Raw genomic sequence first — 26194 nt, forward strand, 5'->3', positions numbered from 1 at the left:
TCTTGGCGGTCCCCAGTTTCCTCTTACACTGATTCTTTCCTGCCAGTATTCTCTGAAGAATGCATTTGTCTCATATCTTGATGCACCTGTAGGAGTCTGTAAGAATCCGTTATCATTCGGAGTTCCGGTTGACGGATATACCGCATTAATAATCTCACTGTTAAGCAAATTAATTACATAAATATTGAAGTTTAAGCTTGTCTTCCATATATCAACCGTCTTATCTATTCTTAAGTCAACTCTGTATCTCCAGTCTGTATATACTTCATTCTTTGATGAAAGAGGAAGCTCTCCCACACCCGTTCCCGTTGCCGAGGTTGACGGCTGTTTTCTCTGGTATGGTCTGCCGCTGTTGAACGTAAAGAGAACATTTATACCAAAGTTTTTCAATATTTCACCTGCAAAGCCCTTTGGAACGTCAGTTGAACCAAATCTGTAATCCATATTCAAACTTCCTGTATGTCTCTGGTCATAGTCAAGAGGATATACAAATCTTGGAAGTGTCTGTCCCGTTGTCGGGTCAAGATTGTTTGCAAGAAGGAACTTTGAGTTAAAGTCCGAACCTGTTCCGCTTGAGAATGCAAGTGTATATGCAAGGTCAACTGCAAGACGATTGTATCTTCTCATTGACAGATAAAAGTCCATTCCTCTTGCTATTGCAAAGTCATTATTTAAATATGTAGCAAAACCGTTAGGAATCCTGTTTGCAGGTCCTTCAACTCTCCCTGCTCCGATAAGGTCTGTTGATTCTTTATAAAATGCAGTTATTCCCATGTCAATGTAATCACCTGCCTGATGTTTTACACCAATTTCATATTGTGTAACTTTTGTTGGCTGAAGTGATGAGTTCTCTACAACATCTTGTAATGATGTAGATAGGAATCTTCTTAAAGTCTCTTTTGATACATAAAGAAGATTTAACTGAGGCATCTGAATCATCTTTCCGTATTGCGCGACAAATATTGTTCTGTCGGTAACTGGGAATGAAAATCCGAGCCTTGGCGATACTTCAACCGTTGCTTTTGATTGTGTGAAGTCATCAGGTGATGCAATCTCACCGTCAGGACCCATTACGTCATATGTAATGTCTTTTAATACTTCATCGTTTACATCAAGAAAATCTATTCTCAGACCGCCGTTGAAATTAAAGTCTGAGAAACTGACTTTGTCTCTGATATAAAAACCACCTGTTAACGGATGTTTCTCCTGAGTGCCGTCTGTTTCTGTGCCGGTTGCAATTACCGTTCCCGTTGGAGCGTCTGTTATAGCATAGCCATAAGTGTTCAAAGATGCCTGGTTAGTACCCCACCATCGGTCTCTTGCATCAACTGTTAAGTCAGCAAGCGGAGAAGGTGTAACCTGCATTTTTTTCAAAGTATTATATTTATATTCAGCACCGAATTTTATTTCATGGTCACCATAACTCTTTGTAAGAATTGCCCATGTAGCATCCATTTTACCGCCGATATAGCTTATGTCAAGTTTTTGATAAAGATTTCTGATTGTTCCTTTATAATTGAATAAAGAAGCAAGGTTTGGATCGGCAGCTCCACCGGAACCCTGGACTGTTGCAGCCGGGTTATAATTTGTGTCGCCATATAAATAGACATTGTCCCCGAATAACGGGTCAAATTCCTCGTTATAATATTTATAGTAAGAACCTTGTAACTCATAAAAGAACTTATTAGAAACATTATGAATAAATCTTCCGAAGAATTGATAATCATCATTAACCTGAACGCCATTTCTGTCTGAATTAGTTGACATCAACCCTGTTACCGGGTCAACGGCAATAACATTAGCTGTAGAAAATGCGCGTTGTCTTGAATTAAAAATAGATGCACCAAATCTTAAGTCAATTGGAATTTTTGAATCTTTGATTTCTGAAAGATTAAAATTTAATCTGCCGTTATATGAATATGAAGAAAAATCATCATCATTAACTACGCCGCCCGGATATAATTTTTGGAGATTATTAAATGCCCATGACGGACCGTTTATTCTTTGGAATACTCTTTCAAAACTTCCGTAAAAATTAACAACTCTTGCTAAATCCTTTGTCGGGATCAATGGACCGCCCAGTGTAACATTATATAAATTATAACCTTGTTTTCTGGTATTGCCCATTTTGGTAATGAGCTCATCTGTAATGGCTTCCACAGATCCAGTGAATCTGTCAGTTCCACCTTTGGTAGATACATTGATAACTCCTGAAAGAACGTTACCGTATTCCGCACCAAAACCTCCGGTTAAAACTGAAATTTCCTGTAAAAGAGAATTTGGTACATTTGCTCTGTTTGTTCCGTCAAGAGGATTGGTTGTCTGAACACCATCAACAATAACGATTGTTTCATTTGTTCTACCACCTCTGACGTTAATAGCGCCGCCGCGCTCATCCTGAACTACACCGGCGGTTTTGGAAACTATGTTATTAATTCCCCTAATACCGCTGTTATCAATCTGGTCTGATGTAACAATTCTTCCTGATTGTTCTACATCAATACCTTTTCTCGGTGCCTCAACAACAATTTCCTCAGTTGTTATTCCTGAAGTAAACTGAAAATTTACTTCACTTCTCTGGTCAACTGAAACCCTAACTCCGGTTTGTTTGACCGCAGTATAACCAACATAGGATGCTTCAACATTATAAGTACCGACATCGACATTAAGAATTATATATTTTCCTTCATCATCGGTTATTGCACCGGAATTTGTTCCTTCTATTCTCACGGATGCACCGGGTAACGGCACACTGTTCTCATCTAAAACAGTACCGCCGATACTACCTGTTGATTGTGCGAAAGAGATGGAAGGAATGAAAAGTAAACTAAAAATAAAAAGGGAAATAATTTTGTAAAAGGTATTATCCCTCATTTTTTCCTCCAATATATGTTTAAATGACTTTTTAAAAACAACCCTCATAAGAATTTCTTATTATGAGGGTTGCTAAATTTAATTTTACAAATTTAAAAATTATTTTACTTAATTAACATCATTTTTTTGGTGTCTTTGAAGTTACCTGCGGTGATTGAGTAGAAGTAAATTCCGCTGGCAAGATTTTTTGCATTAAATGTAACTTCATTTAGTCCTGCTGAAACAACTTGATTGTTTATTAATGTAGCAACTTCTTTACCGCTTATGTCATAAATTTTCAATACAACATTAGAAGCATTCGGTAAAGCAAATCTGATAGAAGTTGAAGGGTTAAACGGATTTGGGAAATTTTGTGCTAAGCTAAAGCTATTTGCAACTCCTGATAAATTTTCAATTCCAACCGGTTTCGGAACTTCAACTCTTAAATAATGTGAGTATGCTGAACGAGGAGTAAATCCTGTTCCGTTAACGTTTGAACCAGGAGAAGAAGTTGTAACTGCAGCCATATTCAAGAAATGAGAACTTCCGGTTTCGTCATTCATTGGAGACATTGACGGCCATACCCAGTCATATTGTGGGGTTGTTGGAGAAATTCTTTCCGGACTTTTCCATGAAGAACCGCCGTTTCCTGAAGCAGTTAAATATAAAGCTCTGAAGCAGGTTGAGTCTCTATTTGGGTCAACAACACTTGTTGCTACCTGGCATGCCACAAATAATGTTCCGCCTGATTTTCCGATAACCGGACGGCAAACCGGAGCAAATACGTCATTGATACCTGTATTAGGTGCATAAGGAACACCATTTGGTCCGATAGTTACGTTAGTGTCTGAAATAATTATCGGGATAGTTCTGTTAGGATCTGCACCAGGTAAAGATGATGACCAGAATCTTATATCATTAGGAAGACCCGGGAAATATGAACCTGAAGGAGTTTGAGCAACTGTCTCAAAAACCATTTTTGGAGAATTTCCTAAATATGCCAAATTAATTCCTCTTAAACCACCTGCTGATTGTGTATCAGCTTCATTTCTATTGAAAACTTTTATAGGTGTTGAAAAAGTTGAACCGTTATCTGTTGACTCCATAAAAAATACGTCACCTTGATCTACAACAGCACCAATATATGCAATACCGATTCTTCCGTCATCACCTCTTGCAAGAGAATAAGTTTCTGCCTGGTCAGCATCTGTGATTTGCTGGAACCCTGTGAATGCACTTGATGAAAGTGAAGTAGCAACGTTTCTTGCAGTGTAGTCAGTACCGTTCACTGAACCGATAAATACAAATTTATTTGTCAATGAAACGTTTGCAGTTGCAACCATTCTTACCCATATACAACCAAGACTACTTGGGTTTAGACCCGGATCAAGTCTTGTAAAAGAACCTAAGCCAGGGAATGCATCATAGAAAAATTGTCCTCTTGTTGTAGCCGGAGTGCCTACATTTGTGTGAATACCTATTAATTCAATTCCTTCTGAAGTTCCTGTTACAGAAGCAAAACCTGAAGCAATACCTGTTGGAGGCACTATGTCTGCAATAAAGCTCCATGTAACACCTCTATCACTTGAAAAATAATATTTGGTTGTTCTTGTTAAGAAGCTTGTTGAACCTGTTACGCTGTCAGGTGACCAGGTTTGAACGTAGTGAAGTTCATCCGGGTCTGATGGATTTTGCCAGATTTGCATTGTTGAACCGTTTGAAGCTAAATCATAAAATGATTGCCATTGAGTCCATTTTGTTGTTACGTTTCCCGTCCAGGTAAGTCCAAAAGTGTAATTTGATGGAACAATTATGTCGGGGGTATTTACTGTACCAGGTATATTTGTATGATGAGCATCAAGTCTTTGACCACCATATGAATCCCCTGTTAATTTTATTTGATACCTGATCTGTGAAAAATATTTCATCTGCTCAGGCGTATATCTTGATCCCGCCTGCAGGCTTCCTACAAGTAGAATCGAGATAAATAATGAGAATAGTAACCTTTTAAACATTTTTTTCTCCTTTGTTTTTAGTTGGATTTATTAAATTTTAACTAATTAAAATTTAAATTTGTAACAATATAACAGTATTGTAAAATGTTGTCAATATATAATTTAATTATTATAATTTGACATTTTGATAATATTTTATTACAAACCGTCCTATTTTTAAGCTTATTTTAGTTCAATAATATGAGAAAGAAAAATTGTTGTCATTATATATTATTACAAAGAAATTTATTAAGAAATCGTTAAATATTTTGATAAAGATTTTTTATTCTTATAAATATTTCTTTAGTCATTTTTGAGGAGCTTTCAGTAGTTTTTCCTGCGATATGATTGGTGAGTAAAACATTCGGTAACCCATAGAATTGCTTGTTAATGAGAGGTTCGTTTTTGAAAACGTCAAGAGCCGCTGATTTTATTTTTTTTGCTTTGAGCAGTTTAATCAAAAAACTTTCATCTAATACTTCACCGCGGGAAGTATTAATTAAAATTGCCGACGGCTTTAATTTTCTTAATTTATCTTTCGATAAAAAATTCTTATTGTTTTCAAGTGGTATGTGAACTGTAATGATGTCTGACGCTTCAAGGAGATAATCTAAACTTACAAACTTAAAGTTTTTGTTTTTTACAATGACTTTTTTATCTGTATCATTTACAAGAATTTTCATTCCAAGCGCTTTGCAGTATTTTCCGACCAGACTTCCTATAGAGCCGAATCCAATGATACCAATAGTTTTCCCTTCAAGCTCAAATCTTTCATAATCATAAGCAGTAAATCGATTTTCTCTGACACATTTATTCGAAAAAATAATATTTTTTGAAACTGCAAGAAGCAGCGCCAGCGTATGTTCTGCGGCTGCGAGACTGTTGCCGCGTTCAATATTCAGTACTTTTATTTTTTGTTTTTTTGCTTCGGCTACATCAATATGGTCAGTGCCTCTCGAGACTGTGGCAATGATTTTAAATTTTGCCTTTGATAAAAATTTCTTGCCGATTTTTCTTATGCTGCGAATGACTAAGACGTCGTAATCATTATATTTTTTTATTATTTCGGAATTAGGAATATTATCAAAAGCGGTTATGTGAAATTTATTTTTAGGGAAGAGGGGTAAGTGAGTGAGGTTAATTTTGTCGGCTATCAGAATCTTAATCATTTTTATGAATGATTAATTATGAATCTTCCTCTTCGTCATCTTCAGATGAAGCGTTCTGGCGGAATTTATTTTCGAGAGCATCCTGAATCAGATTAAGAATCTCATCTTTACCTTCATCGGTAATAATTGAAAAAGGAATATAATCTTTGCAGAGGTCTTCGTTGTTCACAATTTTTGAAGCTCTGTAAATTTGTTTTTCCATTTTGTTTTTGGAAATCTTATCTGCTTTGGTAAGAATTATAGCGTAAGGAATTTCATAATACTCAAGCCAGCTGACCATAAGCTCATCGAGATAAGTCGGGTCATGGCGCGAATCAATAAGAACAAAAACCATGTTTACGTTTGCACGCTCGCTGATGTAGTCTTCAACAAGCTTTCTCCAGCCGGCGCGGATTTGCTCAGGTACTTTTGCATAGCCATAACCCGGCAAATCAACAATATAAAATTCTTTATTGATGAGGAAGTAATTAAGCTGGCGCGTTTTGCCCGGCACTGAGCCGACCTTTGCGAGTTTTTTCTTATTGCAGATAGTATTTATGAGTGATGACTTACCAACGTTAGACCTTCCGACAAGCACAAATTCGGACAAAACGGATTTTGGCAGGGTTCTTAAGTCGTATATACTTTCTATAAATTCAGCAGTGGAAATTTTCATTACGGTTTATAACGCCCTGTATGACGCTGAATGATTACGAAATTTTTAATTAAACTTTTTTACGTGTCTTTCTGGTTTTAACATCAGGTCCTGATTCCTTCTTCACACTTTCTTTCTTAGGAGCTTTTTTCGATTCTTTTTTTGCTTTTACTTCTTTTTTCGTTTCCTTCTTATCACCCGTTTTTCCTGAATCTTCTGCTTTGGTTTTTTCGTCGATTTGTTTTTCTTTTTCAACGACGTAATTGAAATCTACAAACTCGATTATGGCTACATCACCGCCATCACCTTTTCTGAAACCTGCTTTCACGACTCTTGTATATCCGCCCGGTCTGTTGCCGACCATAGGAGCAATATCATTAAATAATTGCGCAACAGCTGCATCATCACGTAAAAATCTTCTTGCAACTCTTCTCAAATGGACACTCTTCGTAGGGTCGCTGAGAGCATTTTTTGCCTTCGTTACCAACGGTTCAATATAAATCTTCAACTCTTTTGCTTTAGCAACTGTAGTGTTTATTCTTTTTGCCTTAATCAAAGAAGCTGACATATTAGCCATCATTGCTTTTTTGTGGCTTGCTGTTCTTTTTAGTTTGCGGCCTTTTTTCCTGTGTTCCATAATCTATGTGTGTTTACAAATTACAATTTATTAAAATAAAAAAGACAGGCTTGCACCTGTCTTTTAGTTCAGAATTCTTTTTACTTTTCTTCTTCTTTGATGTATTTATCTACATCCATTCCGAAATTAAGGTTAAAGCTTTCGATAAGCTCGCCTAACTCAGCAAGAGATTTTCTTCCGAAGTTTCTGTAATGAAGCATCTCTGCCTCATTCTTGCTTACTAAGTCACCGATTGTTTTTATGTTTGCTGAACGCAGACAGTTTTGTGAACGGACAGATAAATCTAATTCATCAACCGGCATTAATAATATTTTCTTAACTTTTTCAAATTCTTCATCGTGCTCAGATTCAACTTCTTTCGGTTTTTCTTCTGCTTCCGGTTTCAAATTGATAAACAACTGAACGTGGTCTCTCAATATTCTTGCTGCCTGGAATAATGCTTCCTCAGGATTGATGGAACCGTCAGTTTCAATTTCAAGAGTTAATTTTTCATAATCTGTTTTTTGCCCTACTCTTGTATTTTCAAGCGCATAGTTAACTCTCTTTACCGGAGAGAAAATAGAATCAACGGTTATGAAACCTAAAGGCAGGTCAACTTTTTTGTTCTCTTCAGAAGGAATATATCCGATTCCCTGAGCTAATCTTAATTCAATGTTTAAGTTTGCATCTTTGTTAAGAGTTGCAATATGCTGGTCAGGATTAAGAATTTCAAAATCCGCAGTTGCATCTTGAATGTCTTTTGCGGTAAATTCCTTAGCTCCTTTAATGTTCATTTCAATTTTATGACCTTTTCCGGTTATGTCCTTAAATCTAACTTCCTTCAGATTAAGGATAATTTCGGATAAATCTTCAACTACACCTTTTAATGTTGTGAATTCATGAGGCGCATCATTAACTTTTATAGCAATAATAGCGGTACCGGAAAGAGAAGAAATTAAAACTCTTCTTAAAGAATTTCCAAGAGTAATTCCATAACCTCTTTCTAAAGGCTGCATAACAAACCTTCCAAAAGTATCGGTAAAAGAAGATTCTTCTTTTATGACGTTTTCCGGTAGTTGTAAGTGATTAATCTTCATTTCTTAATTTGTCTTTTAATTTTTATTTTTAATCCCTGTTAAAAATAAAGCAATACCTGTTCCGTCTTATTCTGAAAACGGAATGAGGCATATCATTTTTATAATCTTATTTTGAGTATAACTCTACGACTAACTGTTCGTTTCCTACGAAAGGAACGTCTGTTCTTTCAGGGGCTTTCAGGAATTTGCCTTCCATATTGGCTTTATCAAGCGCTAACCATGGCACAACCATATTGTCTTTCATTCTTTTCATTGCTTCATGGAAGATTTCCATTTTTTTGCTTTTCTCGCGAACTTTAATTACGTCACCAACTTTCAGCATAAGCGAAGGAATATTTACAACTCTTCCATTGACAGTAAAATGTCTGTGAGTTATCAGCTGTCTTGCGGCTTTTCTTGAAGGAGCAAGTCCGAGACGGTATAATGTATTGTCAAATCTTGTTTCAAGAAGCTGAACTAGATTATCTCCCGTTACACCTTTTCTTCTTGCAGCTTCAACAAAATAATCCCTGAACTGTTTTTCGAGCAGTCCGTAGGTTCTTCTGATTTTTTGTTTTTCTCTTAACTGAACTGCATAGTCTGTGATTCTTGCTCTTCTTGATTGACCATGCTGACCCGGAGGATAATTCTTATCGCTTCCAACTGGACATTTGTCAGTATAACATTTTATTCCTTTGAGGAATAGCTTTGTTCTTTCTCTGCGACAAAGCTTGCAGCTTGCATCTGTATATCGAGCCATTTATTTTTTCTAACTTCGTTTTGTTAAGACAGATAAATTACCTGTCTGATAATTTTAAAACTTTTATACTCTTCGTTACACTCTTCGTTTCTTCGGAGGACGGCAACCGTTGTGCGGAAGCGGAGTAATATCTTTTATAGATGTTACTTCTATGCCGACTGTAGCAAGAGACCTGATTGCAGCATCTCTTCCCGAACCAACACCTTTGATTAATACATCGACTTTTCTTAAACCCGCATCATAAGCTTCCTTACCGCATGATTCTGCTGTCATCTGAGCGGCAAAAGGAGTATTCTTCTTTGAGCCCTTGAATCCCATCTTGCCTGAAGATGCGCATGAAATCGTATTCCCGTGAGAATCAGTCAATGTAATAATAACATTGTTGAATGTAGCTTTGATATGCGCTACACCGTTAGCATCTATGTGAAGTTTTTTCTTAGTTTTTTTGAATGTTTTTGCCACTTGCTATAATTATTATTTGTTATTTCTTAGCTGCTACTTTCTTTTTGCCTGCAACTGTTTTCCTCTTACCTTTTCTGGTTCTTGAGTTTGTTCTTGTTCTTTGTCCTCGTGACGGCAGTCCTTTTCTGTGTCTCTTTCCTCTGTATGTTCCTATGTCGGTCAGCCTCTTGATATTCATCGCAACTTCAGACTTTAAAGAACCCTCGACTTTATACTCGTTGGTAATCTCGGTTCTGATGTGATTAACTTCATCATCAGTTAAGTTAGCAACTTTCTTGTTGTGGTCTATTCCGACTTTATCGAGAATTTTCTCGGCAGTAGATTTTCCAATGCCAAAGATGGCGGTCAAACCGATTACTGCTCTTTTATTTTTTGGTAAGTCTATACCTGCTACTCTTGCCATTTATTATCCCTGTCTTTGTTTATGTTTTGGGTTTGTGCAAATAACACGAATTACACCTTTTCGTTTTATAATTTTGCATTTGTCGCACATCTTTTTTACTGAGCTTCTTACTTTCATATTTTTATTACCTGCCTGTTATTTATATCTGTAAGTTATTCTGCCTTTTGTTAAATCATAGGGTGAAAGCTCGACAGAAACTTTGTCACCTTGTAAAATTCTTATGAAATTCATTCTCATCTTTCCCGATATATGCGCCAAAATCTCGTGTCCGTTTTCAAGCTTTACTTTAAATGAAGTATTGGGAAGAATTTCCGTTATTATTCCGTCAACTTTTATTACGTCCTGTTTACCCATTAATTAGTAAGTATTACCGGTTTTGAATTTGTTATCAAAACTGTATGCTCAAAATGAGCTGACGGCTCTCCGTCCGATGTTACCACCGTCCATCCGTCTGATTTTGTGCGGACTCTCGCAGTGCCGTAATTTACCATCGGCTCGATTGCAATCACCATACCCTTTCTTAGTTTGTACTTGTTACTCGGGCTGTAATAATTAGGAACCGGGGGCTCTTCGTGAAGATTTTTCCCGATACCGTGTCCGATTAACTCGCGCACAATTGAAAATCCTGAACCTTCAACATAATTCTGAACAGCAACGGAAATATCGTTAACGTCATTTCCTTCAACTGCCTGCTCGATTCCTTTGTATAAAGATTCTTCCGTAATTTTTAAGAGCTTTTTCTTCTTATCCGAAATTTCACCTACTGCAAAAGTGTAAGCGCTATCACCATAATATCCGTTTTTATAAGCACCTATATCTATCGAAATTATATCACCGTTTTTTAAAACAACATTCTTACTCGGAATGCCGTGAACTACTTCATCATTTATCGAGATACAAGCCGATGAAGGAAATCTTTTTCCTTTTACCTTGTATCCTTTGAATGCAGGCTGCGCACCCAAATTTTTTATCTTTGTCTCAATTAAATCATCGAGCTCGTATGTTGAAACACCTTCACGAACAAAATCTTTTATAAAGTCTAACGTATCTTTAACTACTTTACAGCTTTCTGCAATTAAATTTATTTCTCTATCGTTTTTAATCAAACCCATTATGCGAAGAGATTATTATCTTCTTCCCTTAAGTTTTCCGCCCTTCATAAATCCGTCATAGTGTCTCATTAGCAAATGCGATTCAATCTGCTGCAATGTATCAAGCGCAACACCAACGATAATTAGAAGACTTGTTCCGCCAAAAAACTGCGCTAAACCTGTAGTAACTCCCATCATCATCAAAAATGTCGGAATGATTGCAATAATTGCAAGAAATATCGAACCCGGCAAAGTAATTTTTGTCAGAATATTATCAATATAATCTGAAGTCGGTTTACCCGGTCTAACTCCCGGAATAAATCCACCCTGCTTTTTCATGTTATCTGCAACGTCTTTCGGATTGAAAGCAATTGCGGTATAGAAATAAGTAAAGAAGATAATCAATAAAGCAAACACCAATGAATATGTTAAGCTTGTCGGGTCAAAATATTTTGATATACCCTGCATAAATGCACTGTCAGGAAAAAATGACAACACCGTGCTTGGGATAAACATAATTGACTGAGCAAATATAATAGGCATAACACCTGCCTGATTAACTTTCATCGGTATATACTGCGTAACACCTCCAAATACTTTTCTTCCAACAACCCTCTTTGCATACTGAACAGGAATTTTTCTTGTTGCGACTGTAACCGCAATAACTCCTGCTATTATTAATAAGAATAACGCTACATATAAAATCTCTATTATGATGTTTCTTACACCTGAAGCAACTATCTGATACTCATCAAATAATGCGAATGGGAAATCTGCAATGATACCGATGAAGATAATCAGCGATATACCGTTTCCGATACCGCGGTCGGTTATCTGTTCGCCAAGCCACATCATAAAAATCGTACCCGCAGTCAGAAATATAACAGTCGAGATTGTAAATAACATTCCCGACATTTCCGGACTTATTATGCTGATACCGTTAACTTCCCTGCTTGCAAGAGAAACACTCACGCCCCATGCCTGAAGCGCAGCAATCGGAACAGTTCCGACTCTTGTAAGCTGTGTGATTTTCTTTCTTCCCTCTTCACCTTCTTTCTGAAGCTTCTGGAAATAAGGAAACACAGCGCCAAGAAGCTGGATAATAATCGAAGCACTGATGTAAGGCATAATTCCCAATGCAAAAACGGCTGCATTGTTGAATGCACCTCCCACAAACATATCATAAAGACCAAACAAAGTATTATTTGCCTGGTTCAGGTTTGCCTGAGTTAAAAGCGAAGCATTGATTCCCGGCAAAGTTATGTGAGCACCGATACGAACAACAATTAAAATCGCAAGAGTGAAAAAAATTCGTGTCCTTAATTCTTCAATCTTAAATATATTCCTGAAACTCTCTACAAAACCACTCATAAGGTTATGGCTTTTCCTCCAAGATTTTCTATTTTTTCTTTTGCAGATTTACTGAAAGAATCGGCAGTAATCTCTATTTTAGCTTTAAACTCACCTTCACCTAAAATTTTCAACGGAACGTTCTTTCCTGATAATACTTTGCTCTTTAATAAATATTCTTTATCGATTTTTGTCTCGGAAATTTTTCCGCTGTCGATAAGCTTTTGTAACTTTCCTAAGTTAATAATGTTTACTTCAACTCTGTTAACATTCTTGAATCCGAACTTCGGAAGTCTTCTTTGAAGAGGCATTTGACCACCTTCAAACCATGCTCTGTTCTTATAACCTGAACGCGACTTCGCACCTTTGTGACCTCTTGTGGAAGTTCCACCGTGTCCCGAACCCTGACCTCTTCCGACTCTCTTTATTTTCCTGCGTGAACCTTCTGCAGGTTTTAAATTACTTAGTATGTCCATTATTATAATATTATAATCTATTAATCGTGTATTATTTATTTTACTTCCTCAACTTTGACAAGATGATTTACTTTTCTAATCATCCCTCTTATCTGAGGAGTATCTTTTTTAATGACAGAATTATTTAACTTTCTGATGCCAAGCGCTTCAATAGTTGCTTTCTGGTCTTTTGGTCTGTCAATAGCGCTTCTGATTTGTGTGATTTTAAGATTCATATAGTCTTAAATAAAAAATTAATTATAAATTAATTATTGAAAAGCTCAGCAAGAGTCATTCCTCTTTGCTCAGCAGTTGTCTTTGCATCTTTTAGATTTCTCAATGCATCTATGGTAGCTTTAACTACATTATGATGATTTGAAGAACCGAGAAGCTTTGTCAAAACGTCCTGCACACCAACTGATTCAAGAACAGCTCTGACACCACCGCCTGCAATAATTCCCGTTCCGGGTGCAGCCGGTTTCAACATAACTTTTGCCGCGCCGTATTTTCCGATGATTTCATGAGGGACCGTTCCTTTTCTGATTGGAACTTTGATTAAATTCTTTCTTGCATCTTCAACGCTCTTTTTAATTGCATCGGTAACTTCGTTTGCTTTTCCAAGACCGACACCAACGTAACCGGAACCGTTTCCGACAACGCTGACTGCATTAAAGCTGAATCTTCTTCCGCCTTTTACTACTTTTGCAACTCTGCCAACCTTAACAAGTTTTTCTTTTAACTCGAGCTCAGCGGGTTTAACAGTAAGTTTTTTTATTTTTGCCATTAAATATTAAATAGAATATCTGTTATTACTAATAAAAAAATCCTCAATTATTTTTTATAATTGCGGGAAAATTGGTTCTCAGGGGAGGATTCGAACCTCCACGTACGGCTCCAAAGGCCGCTGTCCTGCCATTAGACGACCCGAGAAAGCAAACATTAAAAATAGCGATTTTTTTCAAAATTTTAAACCACCTTCTCTGGCTCCATCGGCAAGAGCTTTTACTCTTCCGTGATACAAATATCCGTTTCTGTCGAAGACAACGTTTGTAATTTTAAGTCCTGAAGCTTTTTCGGCAATCATTTTACCAATGGCTTTGCTTTTCTCAACACTTCCTTTTGAAGATGATAATTTTTCCTGGATTTCCTTTGAATTAGAACCCATGCCGAAAAGAGTTTTCGAGTTTACATCATCAATTAACTGCGCATAAATATGCTTTGCGCTTCTATATACTACAAGTCTTGGTCTGTCAGAATTACCCGATACAGTCTTTCTGATTTTATATTTTATTCTTTCGCGTCTTTTTTTTAGTTTATCTACTTTTTGCATGACTATCTAAAATTATTAATTAATGATATAAATTATAAATGTTATAATTATTTTGAAGCGGTCTTACCGGCTTTTCTTCTGATTCTTTCATCAGAATATTTAATACCTTTTCCTTTATACGGCTCAGGCGGTCTCAACTCGCGAATTTTCGCGGCAACCAGACCGACTAACTGCTTATCAATACCCGAAACAACTACATTGTTCGGTGCAGGTAATTCAATTTTAATATCAGAAGGAGCTGTGAAAACTATAGGATGTGAATACCCTAAAGCAAAAACAATATTGTTTCCTTTTAACTCGGCTTTGTATCCGATACCAACCAAATCAAGCTTCTTTGAAAATCCTTCGGTTACACCGGTAATCATATTCTGAAGCAAAGCTCTGTATAATCCGTGCAATGCTCTTACATTTTTGTTTTCACTGCTTCTTGAAAAAATAATTTCATTGTCCTTTATCTCCATCTTTATATCATCTCTCATTTCCATCTGAAGCTTTCCTTTCGGACCTGAAACTTCAACTATGCTACCGTTTTTTGTAACCTGATATTCTTTTGCTAAAGCTATCGGTTTTTTTCCTATACGACTCATGATGCTCTTATTTTATAAATTAATACTGTTTAATATTTATTACCAGACTTCACAAACAACTTCACCGCCAACGCCAAGCTTTCTCGCCTGCGAGTCGGTCATCAAACCCTTTGATGTTGAGATTAAGGCAATGCCCAGGCCGTTTCTGACTCTCGGAATGCTGGCATGCTCAACATATCTTCTTATACCCGGTTTGCTGATTCTTTTTAAACCGGTTATTACACTCTCACCGCCTGAATACTTCAGCTTAATCGAAATGAATGACCTCTTGTTTTCGGTATCAATCATTTTGTAATCATCTATGTACTTTGTATTCTTTAATATCTCGGCAATTTCTTTTTTGAATTTAGATGCCGGAATATCAACGGTTTTCTTTTCAGCTTTTATTGCATTTCTTACTCTTGTAAGAAAATCTGAAATTGGGTCGGTCATTGACATATATATACTTCGATTTTTATTGTTTTAATTTTTTACCAGCTTGCTTTTCTTACTCCAGGGATTTTACCGGAAAGCGCAAGTTCTCTTAATACTAATCTTGATACACCAAACTTTCTGTAATATGCTCTCGCTCTTCCTGTTACGTTGCATCTGTTATGCAATCTTGTAGGACTGCTGTTTCTCGGAAGTTTTTGTAATCCTTCGTAATCACCTGCTTTCTTAAGCTCTTTTCTCTTTTCGTTATACTGCTTTACTAAAGCTATTCTTTTATTCTGTCTTGCGACTATTGATTTCTTTGCCATTAGTTTTTGTTTTTATTAACAAACGGAACTCCGAACTGCTTCAGAAGCTCGTATGATTCTTCATCGCTTTTTGCGGATGTAACAAAAGTTAAGTCCATACCGGAAATTCTGTTCACGTTATCTACATTTATCTCAGGAAATATAACCTGCTCTTTAATACCTATTGTATAATTTCCTCTGCCATCAAAGCTTTTATCAGGCAGCCCCCTGAAATCTCTTATTCTAGGAACTGCAATGCTGATGAACCTGTCAAGGAATTCATACATTCTTGCATTTCTCAAAGTTACTCTAACACCGATATTCACACCTTCACGAAGCTTAAAGTTAGAAACCGATTTTTTTGCTTTTACAACTGCAGGCTTTTGACCTGTAATTGCTTCGATTTCTTTTACAGTTGTCTCAATTAACTTCTGGTCTTGCATTGCCTGGCCTACACCAACATTGATGCAGATTTTTTCAAGCTTAGGAGTTTGATTCGGATTTGTATAACCGAATTTTTTCATAAGCTCTGGAACAACTTTCTTCTGATAAGTTTCGAGCAATCTTGCAGGAACTTTCTCTTCTACAAAATTTCCTTCGTCAGCTTTTTTACCTTCGCCTTGTTTAGACTTTTTTACTTCGTCGTCTTTTTTACGATCTTGTTTTGTTTTAGCCATATTGTTTACTTACTGCTTCTCGTTTCAGTTAAATAATTTATGAAAGAATGATTTCATCTGATTTCTTTCCGTATCTCATTCTCTTGGTTTTTCCTGTTGTCTCATCATCAATCAAACGCATCCCGATTCTTGTCGGCTCATTTGATTTAGGGTCCATCAGCATCACGTTTGAAATATGAATCGGCGCTTCTCTTTTTACAATCCCACCCTGCTGATTTTTTTGATTCGGTCTTGTGTGCCTGCTTATTATGTTTACACCTTCAACAATAACTCTTCCTTTTTCTCTGTCTATATATAAAATCTTTCCGGTAGCATTTCTGTCGTTGCCGGAAATAACCTTAACGGTATCATTTTTCTTCAGCTTAGTTTTAAGTCTTGGTTTCGTGCTGTTTTGTATTCTCTTTTTCATCTTTCGATTCTATTTCAAATTTATATTACTTCAGGAGCAAGCGAGATAATCTTCATAAAAGATTTTTCTCTTAACTCTCTTGCTACAGGTCCGAAAATTCTCGTTCCCTTCGGTTCATTCTGATTATTTATCAATACCGCTGCGTTTTCATCAAACTTTATGAAACTTCCGTCTCTTCTTTTAGTCTCTTTAGCTGTTCTTACGATTACAGCTCTTGAAACTTCGCCTTTTTTCACTGTTCCGCCCGGAATTGCAGATTTCACCGACACTACTATTATATCACCAACTCCCGCATATCTTCTGTCGGAGCCGCCTAAAACTCTTATACATCTGACTGATTTTGCCCCCGAGTTATCAGCCACTACGAGATTTGTTTCTTCCTGTATCATTTTAAACTTACTTTTATTCTTCGTTAAATTTTTACAGATAAAAAAGCAGGTGATTACCTGCGCTTTATCTAACCTGTCCGAACTTTTCAGAAAAAGCCGATACAGGAGTATCTTTTTAAATATCTATTTAGCTTTTTCTATGATTTCAACCAGCCGCCATCTTTTATCTTTGCTTAGCGGTCTTGTTTCCATAATCTTCACAGTGTCGCCGATTCCGCATTCGTTCTTTTCATCATGAGCTTTAAACTTTGTAGTCTTCTTGAAAAACTTTTTATACAAAGGATGCTGAACGCGAATTTCAAAAGCAACTGTAATGGTTTTATCCATTTTATTGCTTGTAACTTTTCCTATCCTGGTTTTTCTCTGGCTTCTTTTTACAGTAGTATCTTTAGTATTTGTTGTTGCTTCAGTCATTTATGATTAATTTTCTGATTTCGCTTTTTTTGTTTTAGCTTTTGTTTCGGTCTTTTCTGATTTCTTTGCAGCCGGCTTTCTTGTTTTCTTTGGCTTTTCCTCATCTGATGAAGATGATGAAGCTTTTACTTCCTCAGTTTTCGTTTTCTCTTTCTTCGGCTTCGGTTTCGGTTCTTTTGTTGCCAAATCTTTGTTTAGTCCGAGCTCTCTTTCTTTTAATATTGTAAGCATTCTTGCAATGTCTCTTTTGGTGTTCATCAGAGATTTGTAATTCTCGAGCTGGCTTGTGGCTTTCTGAAATCTGAAATTTTCCAGAGCATCATAGTTGTCCTGTATGGCGTTTCTTAAATCTTCCGTGGACAATTCTCTTATTTGATAAATTTTCATCTTAAAACTTTGATAACTTTTAGTCTATTAGTCTATTCTTTTTACAAACTTTGTTTTGATTGCGAGTTTATGCGCAGCAAGCTTTAATGCTTCCGAAGCAATTGTTTCCGAAACACCGTCAACTTCAAACATAATTCTGCCCGGTAAAATCACTGCTACCCAGTACTCAGGTGCTCCTTTACCTTTACCCATACGGGTTTCAGCAGGTTTCTTTGTTACGGGCTTATCCGGAAATATTCTTATCCATACTTTTCCGTCTCTTTTCATGTGACGAGTCAAAGCCACTCTTGCTGCTTCGATTTGTCTGTCGGTTACCCATCCTGCTTCAAGGGCTTTTAAGCCATAGCTTCCGAAATCAACCATCGAACCTCTCTGAGCGTTTCCTCTTCTGTTTCCTCTGTGGGCTTTTCTGAATTTTACCCTTTTGGGCATTAACATAATCTATAGTCTCCTTAGACAGACAGGAATGTCTGTCCTACTAAATATTAATTTCTTATTTACTGATAAGTATTTTTAGTTAGCTTTTCGCCTCTGCAAATCCAAACTTTTATACCGATAATTCCATAAACAGTCTGTGCACCAACCGATGCATAATCAATATCGGCTCTTAATGTCTGAAGCGGAATTCTTCCGTCTTTATACTGCTCGGCTCTTGCTATTTCAGCACCGCCTAAACGACCGCTGCACATCACTTTAATTCCCTGCGCACCCATTTTCATCGAAGTAGAAATTGCCATCTTCATTGCTCTTCTGAATGACACTCTATTAGAAAGCTGGTTGCCGATATTTTCCGCAACAAGCTGAGCGCTTAGTTCGGGTTTTTTAATTTCAAAAACGTTAATCTTCACATCCTTGTTTGTGATGGATTTAATTTCGCTTTCAAGCTGTGTAATTTCCTTACCGCTTTTTCCAATAACAAACCCCGGTCTTGAAGTATGAATCGTTAAAGTAATTTTCTTTAAAGTTCTTTCGATAACAACTTTAGCAATTCCTGCTTTTTCAAGACGTTTCTTTAAGTAGTTTCTTATTAAAGAATCTTCCTTAAGCTTCTGTGCGAATGATTTTTCGTCGTACCAATTAGAATCCCACGTATTAATTACGCCTAATCTAAACCCGACCGGATGTGTTTTTTGACCCAACTAAACTCCTTATGAATTTTTTGTTTTATTATTAGTAGTAGTTACAGCAACAGTTTCTTGTTCGTTGTTTTCAACTATAAGAGTTAAATGCGCTGTTCTTTTTCTTATTCTGAAAGCTCTTCCCTGAGGAGCAGGAAGCATTCTCTTTAAAACGGGTCCGCCGTCAACAAATGCTTCTTTAACAATCACCTCATTTTTACTAACCTTACCTGTATCAAGCTTGTTAACCAAATTAGAGTATGCAGAAAGCAATACACTTGAGACAATTCCCGCTGAATATTTTTTTGAAAACTTCAAAATTCCTTCAGCTTCTTCTACATTCTTATTCCTGATGAGGTCAACAATTAATCTCATCTTGCGCGGTGAGCTTCTTACAAATCTTTTAATTGCACGTGCTTCCATTGTTTATTATCCTCCCTTTTCTTCTTTTCTTCCGCCTGAGTGAGCTCTGAAAGTTCTTGTATGAGAAAATTCGCCGAGCTTGTGTCCTACCATATTTTCGGTTACATAAACAGGAATAAATTTATTTCCGTTATGAACTGCGAAAGTGTGTCCGATAAATTCGGGAGTTATGGTGCAGGCACGCGACCAGGTTTTAATAACTTTTTTCTGATTTTGCTTATTGAGAACATCTACTTTCTCAACGAGCTTATAATCAACATGCGGTCCTTTTTTAAGAGATCGAGACATTTATATTATTTACGCTTTTTAACGATTAATTTATTTGAAATATTTTTCTTCTTTCTTGTCTTATAACCTTTTGCAGGCAAGCCCCATGGTGATACGGGATGTCCGCCGCCTGAAGTTTTACCTTCACCACCACCCATCGGGTGGTCAACAGGGTTCATCGCAACACCTCTTACGTGAGGTCTTTTACCCATCCATCTTGAACGACCTGCTTTACCAATGCTGATATTCTCGTGGTCTGGATTGCTTACTACTCCGAGAGTTGCTTTACATTCACCTAATATTAATCTTACTTCACCTGAAGGTAATTTTACCTGACAGTATTTTTCATCTTTTGCAATTATCTGCGCTGAAGAGCCTGCGCTTCTAACAATTTGCCCGCCTTTGCCCGGTTTCAATTCAACATTGTGAATGAACGTTCCGACAGGAATGCTTTTCAATTGAAGAGTGTTGCCCGGTTTCAAATCTGCATCGTTAGATGAGTTAAGAATTTCACCAACTTTCAAACCATCAGGAGCAATGATGTATGTCTTCGCGCCGTCAGGATATTGAACTAATGCAATTCTTGCAGTTCTGTTCGGGTCATATTCAATTGAAATAACTTTTGCATCTTCGGCATTGATTCTTTTAAAATCAATAACGCGGTATCTTCTTTTATGACCTCCGCCTCTGTGTCTTGAAGTTACACGACCAAGATTATTTCTTCCGCCTGATTTTTTTAATGGAGCAAGAAGTGATTTCTCCGGAGTTGATTTTGTAATCTCCTCGAATGAAGATATAGAATAGAATCTCGTTGCCGGTGTTACCGGTTTCAGTTTTCGTAAAGCCATCGCTGTAATTTAAGGGAGATTTAAAGTCCCATTTTTTGGCAAAACATCAAATTACTCAAAATATCCACGAAAGTCAAACCATCTATCATGGGTTATTGCCAAGATATTATCTAATTTTTAAATGATTATTAAGGGTGTCATTCTGAAGGAAGCGATGAATTTCTTTTTCTTTATTTGACACCAATTTCGTTTAAAAATTGAAGTTTTTATTTATTAAAAAATGTTTAAAAACAAATTGATTTTAGCTATATTTGAGGCATCAAATAAACCCTTTAAAATGCGAAACTTAATCATTCTTTTCGTAATGTCTTTGCTCATAAGTTCTTGTAAATTTTCGTGTGGGTCAGATATGAATAAACCATCGAGCGACAATACTTCAAGCTCAGGACAAAATCAAACTCAGCAGAATAATTCCTCACAAACGCAAACTCAAAATAATACACCTCAACAAACACAACAGACTAACGAAAAAAAGCCAACTCCAAAACTGGAGTGGGTTTTCAAAGAGGTTGGCGAAGCGGAGTTCGGTGCGCCGATAACTGAAGTTTATCTCGTTGTAAACGGTCAGAAAAATTTTATTATAAAAGAAAATATGTTAGTCTCGGAAACACCGGCAGAAATTTACAAAGATTATGAAATTCCAAGCAACGCGCTTGTATCTTGCCGCGGATGGTGGGCAGGCGGTGGAAATGATTATTGGGTAACTCAAGGTAACGGTGAACTGGAAGTTTATGTGCGGTGGATTGAAGAAGGTTCAGGTCCCGACAATCCCGCGCAAGTCGGCAAACCCGAGCTGGTGAAGAAGATAAAGATGTAAAAAACTATTTAATCAAATTGTATATAACCCGAACATTCCTGTCCTGCGCTTGTTTTTATATACAACTTCTTAACGGTATTTTTATAATCGAACTTCCTTCCATCAATTAAGAATGTATAAAAGTTATAACCGTAATTACTATTGTATGCAATATTTCCATCTTCGAAGTAAAGAGTCATTCTCACGTCCTGATTATTGATAACATATATCTGTGTCTTACCGTCCTTAGTTGGATTTGGATATGCAAACTGAACAGCAAATATTGTATAAGACGGATTTGTTGTTTTGCACCATGCAGTTGTATCCCCTCCTAAAATATTCCCATTTGCATCTGTAATCATAATTCTTGGATCAAAGTAACCCGTTTCTAATGGGTTTTCACAACCGTTAATTGATACAAAAATGCCGGCGGATACTAAAATGATAAAAATAAAATTTTTGATTAATATTTTAAAATTGTATTCCTGCATTTATTAAAGCGCAATCATATCGTATTTTAAATTTAACTCCCTGACTTTCATAATCAACTGCCTGATAATAATATGATATGTCAGTAAGAATTGAAAATACAGTAGTCAATTGATATCTGACACCTGCACCCATAGCAAACATACCGCCTTTTTTTCCATCTGAACCTAATCCATAACCTGTGTTAACAAAAAAGAAGGGCTTTATTGCTGTATAATTAAAAGTATATCTGCCATCTAGATAAATAGGGAAAATTTGATTTTTTTCAATTTTGGAATACATGCCGCCTACACCAATCGAAAAGTTTTTTATGCTGTATGAAGCTATAATATTAAAATTAACATTATTGGAAACTGCATTCATAACACGCATAAATCCACCTTTAAGAATAAGTGAATATGGTTTATTCAGCGCTGATGAATCAATATAATTTTTCGCATATCCCAAAAATCTTTCTTTAGTATAATTATCTTTTTCTATACGGTCTATTTCAGCCCACTCAATTGAATATTCTCTACCATATATATCAATAATCTTAAATTTTTCGTTCGTTGAACCGGAAATAATCAATCCTTTTATATACTGTCCATTCTTTAACCAGACAATATCAAGAAATTGAGATTGTGAGGAAGTATCTTTAAATGAAAATAAAAAAATGAAAAATGAAATTACGATTAAAAGAATTTTACCGGGTAAAATTTGACGCATAATTTAATTTTGCATAAAATGAAAAATAAATTTATTTTTTTCAACAATAAATTTAATGCAGAAATTTTATGCAAACAATCTATCTATCAAATCCAGCACGTTCACTCCGTCGGCTTCGGCGTTGAAGTTTGCGATGAGACGATGGCGAAGAACTGGCTTTGAGACTTTCTTCACGTCGTCTATGCTTGGTGAGTATCTGCCGTCGAGAACGGCAACTGTTTTTGCTCCGAGTATTAGGTACTGCGATGCTCTCGGACCTGCACCCCAGCTTATATATTTTTTCATGAAATCGAGAGATTCGGGATTTCCCGGACGGGTTTTTGAAACTTGGTTTACGGTGTATTTAATCACATCATCAGCAACAGGAACTTTCTTTACAAGCTGTTGAAATTTTATAATCTCTTCCTTTGAGAAAATATGTTTAACCTGCGGGACATACGAGCTTGTAGTCTTCTGAACGATTTCGATTTCCTGTTCGGATGTCGGATAGTCAAGACGAATGTCAAACATAAACCTGTCGAGCTGTGCTTCGGGAAGCGGATATGTTCCTTCGTGTTCAATCGGGTTTTGTGTTGCAAGAACAAAGAAAGGTTCATCGAGAGTATATGTAACTCCCGCGGCAGTTACCTTATGTTCCTGCATCGCTTCAAGAAGCGCCGATTGTGTCTTCGGCGGAGTTCTATTTATTTCATCTGCAAGAAGTAAGTTTGCAAAAATTGGTCCTTGAATAAATTTAAATGCTTTTTCACCTTCGCGGGTTGACTCAAGAATTTCCATACCTGTAATATCAGACGGCATCAAATCAGGTGTGAACTGAATGCGGTTGAACTTCAAATCAAGAACATCAGAAAGCGTTTTTACGATAAGAGTTTTTGCAAGACCGGGAACACCAATTAACATGCAATGCCCCTGCGAAAGAATGGCAATGAAAATCTGCTCTATAATGGACTCCTGCCCTACTATTACTTTCGCAATTTCTTTTTTAAGCTCTGAATATTTTAAATTGAGTTCTTTTACAAGCTGAACATCGGAAGTGTTTGACTGCATTCGTTGATTTTATTTTTCAATTCCTTGCCACGAAGACTCTAAGTCGCAAAGTTTTAATATTAATATTTTGCTTTTTTACTTTTGCCTTTTGTTATATAGTTACTACTTCAATATCACCGAATTGTTTCATTTGTTTTTCAAGTTCTTTCACGTTGCCTGCAATGGATAAGACAAGATTATCGGGATGCAGGTATTCCTCAGCGGCTTTTTTCACGTCTTCTTTCGTAACTGCGTTTACGTTTGAAATATATTTTTGATAATAATCATCTTCCAAATCGAACAGTTTCAAAGCAATTACACGTGATGCAATCGCTCCGGGAGTTTCAAGCTGAAGCGGAAAATTTCCAGTGATGTAATTTTTCATAATTGACAGCTCAGCATCACTAACATACTCATCACGCATCCGTTTTATTTCAAATATTATTTCATTAACGGCATTAGCAGTTATATCACCTTTGACTTCGGTCTCAACGGAAAAATCACCGGAATATTTTTTCAGTTCAAAATATGAACGCGCACCGTATGTATATCCATTTCTTTCACGAAGATTAGAGTTTATTCTCGAAGTGAATGAACCTCCGAGAATATTATTCATAATAGTGAGCGGAAAGAAGTCCACATCACTCCTGCTTTTTGATATACGGCCGACTTTCAATGATGATTGAACCGCGTCGCGTTTATTAACAAGCAAAACTTTTGAACGTGAATTGTTTATTGTCAACTGTGAATCTGTTTTTGTTTCATGTTTCACGTTCGAGGTTTGGCTTCCCTGCTCTAATCTCTCAACATATTTCAACGCTTCATCAGGAGAAATATCACCGACAAACGCAATTATCAAATTTTCAGAAGTAAAAAAGTTCTTGTTAAAGTTTATGAGTGATTCTCTGTTTATTTGCTTGAGAGTATGCTCATCACCTTCAACAGGATTTGCATAAGTATTTTTTCCATACACAAATTTTTTGAAAGCTCTCGAAGCAAGATACTCGCCTTCATCTTTAAAGCTGAGTATTGAATTTATTTTTTGTGTTCTCAAACGGTCTATTTCTTCATCACTGAAGATTGCATCATTTATAATATCACTCGTGATATTATATACATTATCAAAATATTTTTTTAAAGTATATATGCTGACATAATTAACATCATAGTCACTTCCATAAGACAATGTTGCGCCGTAAAAATCAATCTTTGAAGCAATCTCAGTTGCAGTCATTTTCGATGTGCCTTTTGAAAGCATATCAACGGTAAATGCAGATACGCCGGGAATGCTGTCATGAAATGAACCCGCCTTAAAAACAAATCGAACGTTTACAACGGGCAGCATATTGTCCTGAATAACAAGCACTGTAATGCCGCTTGCAGTTTTGGTCTCAAAAAATTCCGGAAACTTTACATCCTTTGGAATGCCCGGTTTCGGCGGCTTGCTCCTGTCAAGATGATACTCGTTCATATTTTCAAAATTCATAAATTTATTTTAATCTTTTGGAAGGTAAGTTAAAACTACGCGTTTCGAATTATCGAGATACTTGTTTGACATTTCAACAATATCATCTTTCGTAACGTTCAGATATTTTTTTATTTCCGTATTTATCAAACCTGGGTTATCAAGCACCGTCGAATAATAACATAGCTTATCCGATATGCTTCTTTGCAGATAATTTGTTTTGTATAAATCGGTTTCAATCTTATTTTTTGCTTTTACAAGATGTTCATCTGAAAAATCACCCGATTTAATCTTTGAAACATACTTATCTATTTCAGTTATAACCTCATCCGGATTTGAGCTCAAATCCAGGAATCCGTTAATCGAGAATATGCTCACGTCTTCAATACCCATTGCGTGAATAAAAATTTCATTCAGCATCTGAGAATCATAAACCAATGCTTTGTTCAAAAACGAGCTGTCGCCTTCTGCAAGAATTTTTGCAATTAGTTTAAACGAGTACCACTCCTTGCTTCCAAACTTCGGCACTCTATATATTATGAATACGGCAGGAAGCTGAATATTGTCATAAATTACATCACGAATTTCACCGTTTATTTCTTTTTCAAAATATGATTTTTTGTTCAGCTTATCTGAATTTTTTAAATTCGAATAATATTTATAAACAAGCTCAGTAGCGTTATCATAATCAATATCTCCCGAAATTGAAAGCACCGCATTATTTGCCGAGTAGTTTGTTTCAAAAAAATCTTTTAAATCTTTAAGCGTCAATTTATCAACATCATTCATATATCCGATAATCGGACGTCTGTACCCTGATGTAGTGAATAATCTTTTTGCGCTCTCTTCTTCAAGTGAGCCATAAGGCGAGTTATCGATGTGAGTATTCTTTTCCTCACGCACAACTTTCTTCTGAGTCTCAAGTTCAGTTTCATTTATGTTAAATCCATAATACCTGTCCGTATCCAGCCATAATGCAAACTCAAGTTCCTGCGAAGGTAGAGTTAAATGATAGCTGGTAACATCCCATGTCGTATATGCATTGCTGTCACCGCCCCGCTGATTTAACAACATATCGAATTGTCCCGCAGGAATGTTAGGACTTCCCTCAAACATCAGATGCTCGAACAAATGAGCAAGTCCCGATTTGTTTTCTGCTTCATCCTTTGAACCGACATGGAACATTGTCTGCACAGTCACAACCGGAATTTTTTTGTCCTGATGTAAAAGCACCTTTAACCCGTTAGGAAGTGTGAAATGCTTAAAATTTATTTGCGGA

36 protein-coding genes and 1 tRNA gene are annotated in these 26194 nt (G+C 36.4%); 1 reads left to right on the plus strand and 36 read right to left on the minus strand.

Annotated features, from left to right (window positions below; translation table 11 throughout):
- The 31 genes from VHP32_12240 to rplB form a co-directional block, all read right to left on the minus strand.
- A partial coding sequence (locus tag VHP32_12240; GenBank protein HEX2788659.1) for a TonB-dependent receptor occupies positions 1-2874 on the minus strand: 2874 nt, incomplete at its 3' end.
- 104 nt (positions 2875-2978) lie between these two features.
- Positions 2979-4868, minus strand: coding sequence for a T9SS type A sorting domain-containing protein (locus VHP32_12245; protein HEX2788660.1), 1890 nt, complete (start codon positions 4866-4868; stop codon positions 2979-2981).
- A 239-nt stretch (positions 4869-5107) separates the two neighbouring features.
- Positions 5108-6016 carry an NAD(P)-dependent oxidoreductase gene (locus VHP32_12250; protein ID HEX2788661.1) on the minus strand — a complete coding sequence of 303 codons (909 nt, stop codon included), beginning with the start codon at positions 6014-6016 and terminating at the stop codon, positions 5108-5110.
- 16 nt (positions 6017-6032) lie between these two features.
- Positions 6033-6671 (minus strand): ribosome biogenesis GTP-binding protein YihA/YsxC, encoded by a 639-nt coding sequence (yihA, locus tag VHP32_12255; protein HEX2788662.1) that lies wholly within the window; start codon positions 6669-6671, stop codon positions 6033-6035.
- 49 nt (positions 6672-6720) lie between these two features.
- A complete protein-coding gene (rplQ, locus tag VHP32_12260; GenBank protein ID HEX2788663.1) occupies positions 6721-7287 on the minus strand; it encodes a 50S ribosomal protein L17 in 567 nt (188 codons plus the stop codon).
- Positions 7288-7367: 80 nt separating this feature from the next.
- Complete coding sequence (locus VHP32_12265; protein ID HEX2788664.1) at positions 7368-8363, minus strand: DNA-directed RNA polymerase subunit alpha; 996 nt, start codon at positions 8361-8363, stop codon at positions 7368-7370.
- A 106-nt stretch (positions 8364-8469) separates the two neighbouring features.
- Positions 8470-9102 (minus strand): 30S ribosomal protein S4, encoded by a 633-nt coding sequence (gene rpsD, locus VHP32_12270; protein ID HEX2788665.1) that lies wholly within the window; start codon positions 9100-9102, stop codon positions 8470-8472.
- Between the two features lie 75 nt (positions 9103-9177).
- Positions 9178-9564, minus strand: coding sequence for a 30S ribosomal protein S11 (gene rpsK / locus VHP32_12275; GenBank protein HEX2788666.1), 387 nt, complete (start codon positions 9562-9564; stop codon positions 9178-9180).
- Positions 9565-9583: 19 nt separating this feature from the next.
- Positions 9584-9967 carry a 30S ribosomal protein S13 gene (gene rpsM, locus VHP32_12280; GenBank protein HEX2788667.1) on the minus strand — a complete coding sequence of 128 codons (384 nt, stop codon included), beginning with the start codon at positions 9965-9967 and terminating at the stop codon, positions 9584-9586.
- Between the two features lie 3 nt (positions 9968-9970).
- Positions 9971-10084, minus strand: coding sequence for a 50S ribosomal protein L36 (gene rpmJ, locus VHP32_12285; GenBank protein ID HEX2788668.1), 114 nt, complete (start codon positions 10082-10084; stop codon positions 9971-9973).
- A gap of 18 nt (positions 10085-10102) precedes the next feature.
- Positions 10103-10321 (minus strand): translation initiation factor IF-1, encoded by a 219-nt coding sequence (gene infA / locus VHP32_12290; protein ID HEX2788669.1) that lies wholly within the window; start codon positions 10319-10321, stop codon positions 10103-10105.
- A complete protein-coding gene (gene map, locus VHP32_12295; protein ID HEX2788670.1) occupies positions 10321-11079 on the minus strand; it encodes a type I methionyl aminopeptidase in 759 nt (252 codons plus the stop codon). The genes infA and map overlap by 1 nt, the downstream gene beginning before the upstream one ends.
- A 15-nt stretch (positions 11080-11094) precedes the next feature.
- The gene (gene secY / locus VHP32_12300) at positions 11095-12429 is read right to left on the minus strand and encodes a preprotein translocase subunit SecY (GenBank protein HEX2788671.1); all 1335 of its coding nucleotides are present in this window, start codon (positions 12427-12429) and stop codon (positions 11095-11097) included.
- On the minus strand, positions 12426-12884 hold the full coding sequence (gene rplO, locus VHP32_12305; protein HEX2788672.1) for a 50S ribosomal protein L15: 459 nt from the start codon (positions 12882-12884) through the stop codon (positions 12426-12428). The genes secY and rplO overlap by 4 nt, the downstream gene beginning before the upstream one ends.
- A gap of 35 nt (positions 12885-12919) precedes the next feature.
- Positions 12920-13099, minus strand: coding sequence for a 50S ribosomal protein L30 (gene rpmD, locus VHP32_12310; protein HEX2788673.1), 180 nt, complete (start codon positions 13097-13099; stop codon positions 12920-12922).
- Positions 13100-13128: 29 nt separating this feature from the next.
- Positions 13129-13647: a 30S ribosomal protein S5 gene (rpsE, locus tag VHP32_12315; GenBank protein HEX2788674.1), complete on the minus strand. Its 519-nt coding sequence runs from the start codon at positions 13645-13647 to the stop codon at positions 13129-13131.
- 72 nt (positions 13648-13719) lie between these two features.
- A tRNA-Gln gene (locus VHP32_12320) sits at positions 13720-13793 on the minus strand.
- 28 nt (positions 13794-13821) lie between these two features.
- A complete protein-coding gene (gene rplR, locus VHP32_12325; GenBank protein ID HEX2788675.1) occupies positions 13822-14193 on the minus strand; it encodes a 50S ribosomal protein L18 in 372 nt (123 codons plus the stop codon).
- 47 nt (positions 14194-14240) lie between these two features.
- Entirely contained in the window at positions 14241-14780 is a 540-nt protein-coding gene (gene rplF, locus VHP32_12330; GenBank protein HEX2788676.1) for a 50S ribosomal protein L6, read from the minus strand.
- Between the two features lie 39 nt (positions 14781-14819).
- Positions 14820-15218, minus strand: a complete 399-nt coding sequence (gene rpsH, locus VHP32_12335; GenBank protein ID HEX2788677.1) for a 30S ribosomal protein S8 — start codon at positions 15216-15218, stop codon at positions 14820-14822.
- Positions 15219-15250: 32 nt separating this feature from the next.
- The gene (gene rpsN / locus VHP32_12340) at positions 15251-15520 is read right to left on the minus strand and encodes a 30S ribosomal protein S14 (GenBank protein HEX2788678.1); all 270 of its coding nucleotides are present in this window, start codon (positions 15518-15520) and stop codon (positions 15251-15253) included.
- Complete coding sequence (gene rplE, locus VHP32_12345; protein ID HEX2788679.1) at positions 15520-16176, minus strand: 50S ribosomal protein L5; 657 nt, start codon at positions 16174-16176, stop codon at positions 15520-15522. Before rplE ends, rpsN begins: the two co-directional genes overlap by 1 nt.
- Before the next feature lie 37 nt (positions 16177-16213).
- Entirely contained in the window at positions 16214-16585 is a 372-nt protein-coding gene (rplX, locus tag VHP32_12350; protein HEX2788680.1) for a 50S ribosomal protein L24, read from the minus strand.
- 20 nt (positions 16586-16605) lie between these two features.
- Complete coding sequence (rplN, locus tag VHP32_12355; protein ID HEX2788681.1) at positions 16606-16974, minus strand: 50S ribosomal protein L14; 369 nt, start codon at positions 16972-16974, stop codon at positions 16606-16608.
- Between the two features lie 123 nt (positions 16975-17097).
- Complete coding sequence (gene rpsQ / locus VHP32_12360; GenBank protein ID HEX2788682.1) at positions 17098-17388, minus strand: 30S ribosomal protein S17; 291 nt, start codon at positions 17386-17388, stop codon at positions 17098-17100.
- Between the two features lie 6 nt (positions 17389-17394).
- Positions 17395-17775, minus strand: coding sequence for a 50S ribosomal protein L29 (rpmC, locus tag VHP32_12365; GenBank protein ID HEX2788683.1), 381 nt, complete (start codon positions 17773-17775; stop codon positions 17395-17397).
- A 27-nt stretch (positions 17776-17802) separates the two neighbouring features.
- On the minus strand, positions 17803-18213 hold the full coding sequence (gene rplP / locus VHP32_12370; GenBank protein ID HEX2788684.1) for a 50S ribosomal protein L16: 411 nt from the start codon (positions 18211-18213) through the stop codon (positions 17803-17805).
- A 59-nt stretch (positions 18214-18272) separates the two neighbouring features.
- Complete coding sequence (gene rpsC, locus VHP32_12375) at positions 18273-18914, minus strand: 30S ribosomal protein S3 (protein ID HEX2788685.1); 642 nt, start codon at positions 18912-18914, stop codon at positions 18273-18275.
- Between the two features lie 9 nt (positions 18915-18923).
- Positions 18924-19316, minus strand: coding sequence for a 50S ribosomal protein L22 (gene rplV / locus VHP32_12380; GenBank protein ID HEX2788686.1), 393 nt, complete (start codon positions 19314-19316; stop codon positions 18924-18926).
- Positions 19317-19322: 6 nt separating this feature from the next.
- Positions 19323-19604 (minus strand): 30S ribosomal protein S19, encoded by a 282-nt coding sequence (gene rpsS / locus VHP32_12385; GenBank protein ID HEX2788687.1) that lies wholly within the window; start codon positions 19602-19604, stop codon positions 19323-19325.
- A 5-nt stretch (positions 19605-19609) separates the two neighbouring features.
- A complete protein-coding gene (gene rplB / locus VHP32_12390) occupies positions 19610-20431 on the minus strand; it encodes a 50S ribosomal protein L2 (GenBank protein HEX2788688.1) in 822 nt (273 codons plus the stop codon).
- A 349-nt stretch (positions 20432-20780) separates the two neighbouring features.
- On the opposite strand from rplB, the gene VHP32_12395 reads away from it, so the two are divergent.
- Positions 20781-21248, plus strand: a complete 468-nt coding sequence (locus VHP32_12395) for a hypothetical protein (protein HEX2788689.1) — start codon at positions 20781-20783, stop codon at positions 21246-21248.
- Positions 21249-21256: 8 nt separating this feature from the next.
- Here VHP32_12395 and VHP32_12400 read toward each other — a convergent pair whose 3' ends face one another.
- The 5 genes from VHP32_12400 to VHP32_12420 form a co-directional block, all read right to left on the minus strand.
- Positions 21257-21718, minus strand: coding sequence for a hypothetical protein (locus VHP32_12400; protein HEX2788690.1), 462 nt, complete (start codon positions 21716-21718; stop codon positions 21257-21259).
- Positions 21699-22424 (minus strand): hypothetical protein, encoded by a 726-nt coding sequence (locus VHP32_12405; protein HEX2788691.1) that lies wholly within the window; start codon positions 22422-22424, stop codon positions 21699-21701. The genes VHP32_12400 and VHP32_12405 overlap by 20 nt, the downstream gene beginning before the upstream one ends.
- A gap of 66 nt (positions 22425-22490) precedes the next feature.
- A complete protein-coding gene (locus tag VHP32_12410; GenBank protein ID HEX2788692.1) occupies positions 22491-23471 on the minus strand; it encodes a MoxR family ATPase in 981 nt (326 codons plus the stop codon).
- Between the two features lie 91 nt (positions 23472-23562).
- Positions 23563-24936 (minus strand): pitrilysin family protein, encoded by a 1374-nt coding sequence (locus VHP32_12415; protein ID HEX2788693.1) that lies wholly within the window; start codon positions 24934-24936, stop codon positions 23563-23565.
- Between the two features lie 9 nt (positions 24937-24945).
- On the minus strand, positions 24946-26148 hold the full coding sequence (locus VHP32_12420; protein ID HEX2788694.1) for a pitrilysin family protein: 1203 nt from the start codon (positions 26146-26148) through the stop codon (positions 24946-24948).
- Between the last annotated feature and the right edge of the window lie 46 nt (positions 26149-26194).

It is taken from the genome of Ignavibacteria bacterium (assembly GCA_036262055.1).
Taxonomy (GTDB): Bacteria; Bacteroidota; Ignavibacteria; order Tepidaquicellales; family Tepidaquicellaceae; genus DATAJP01.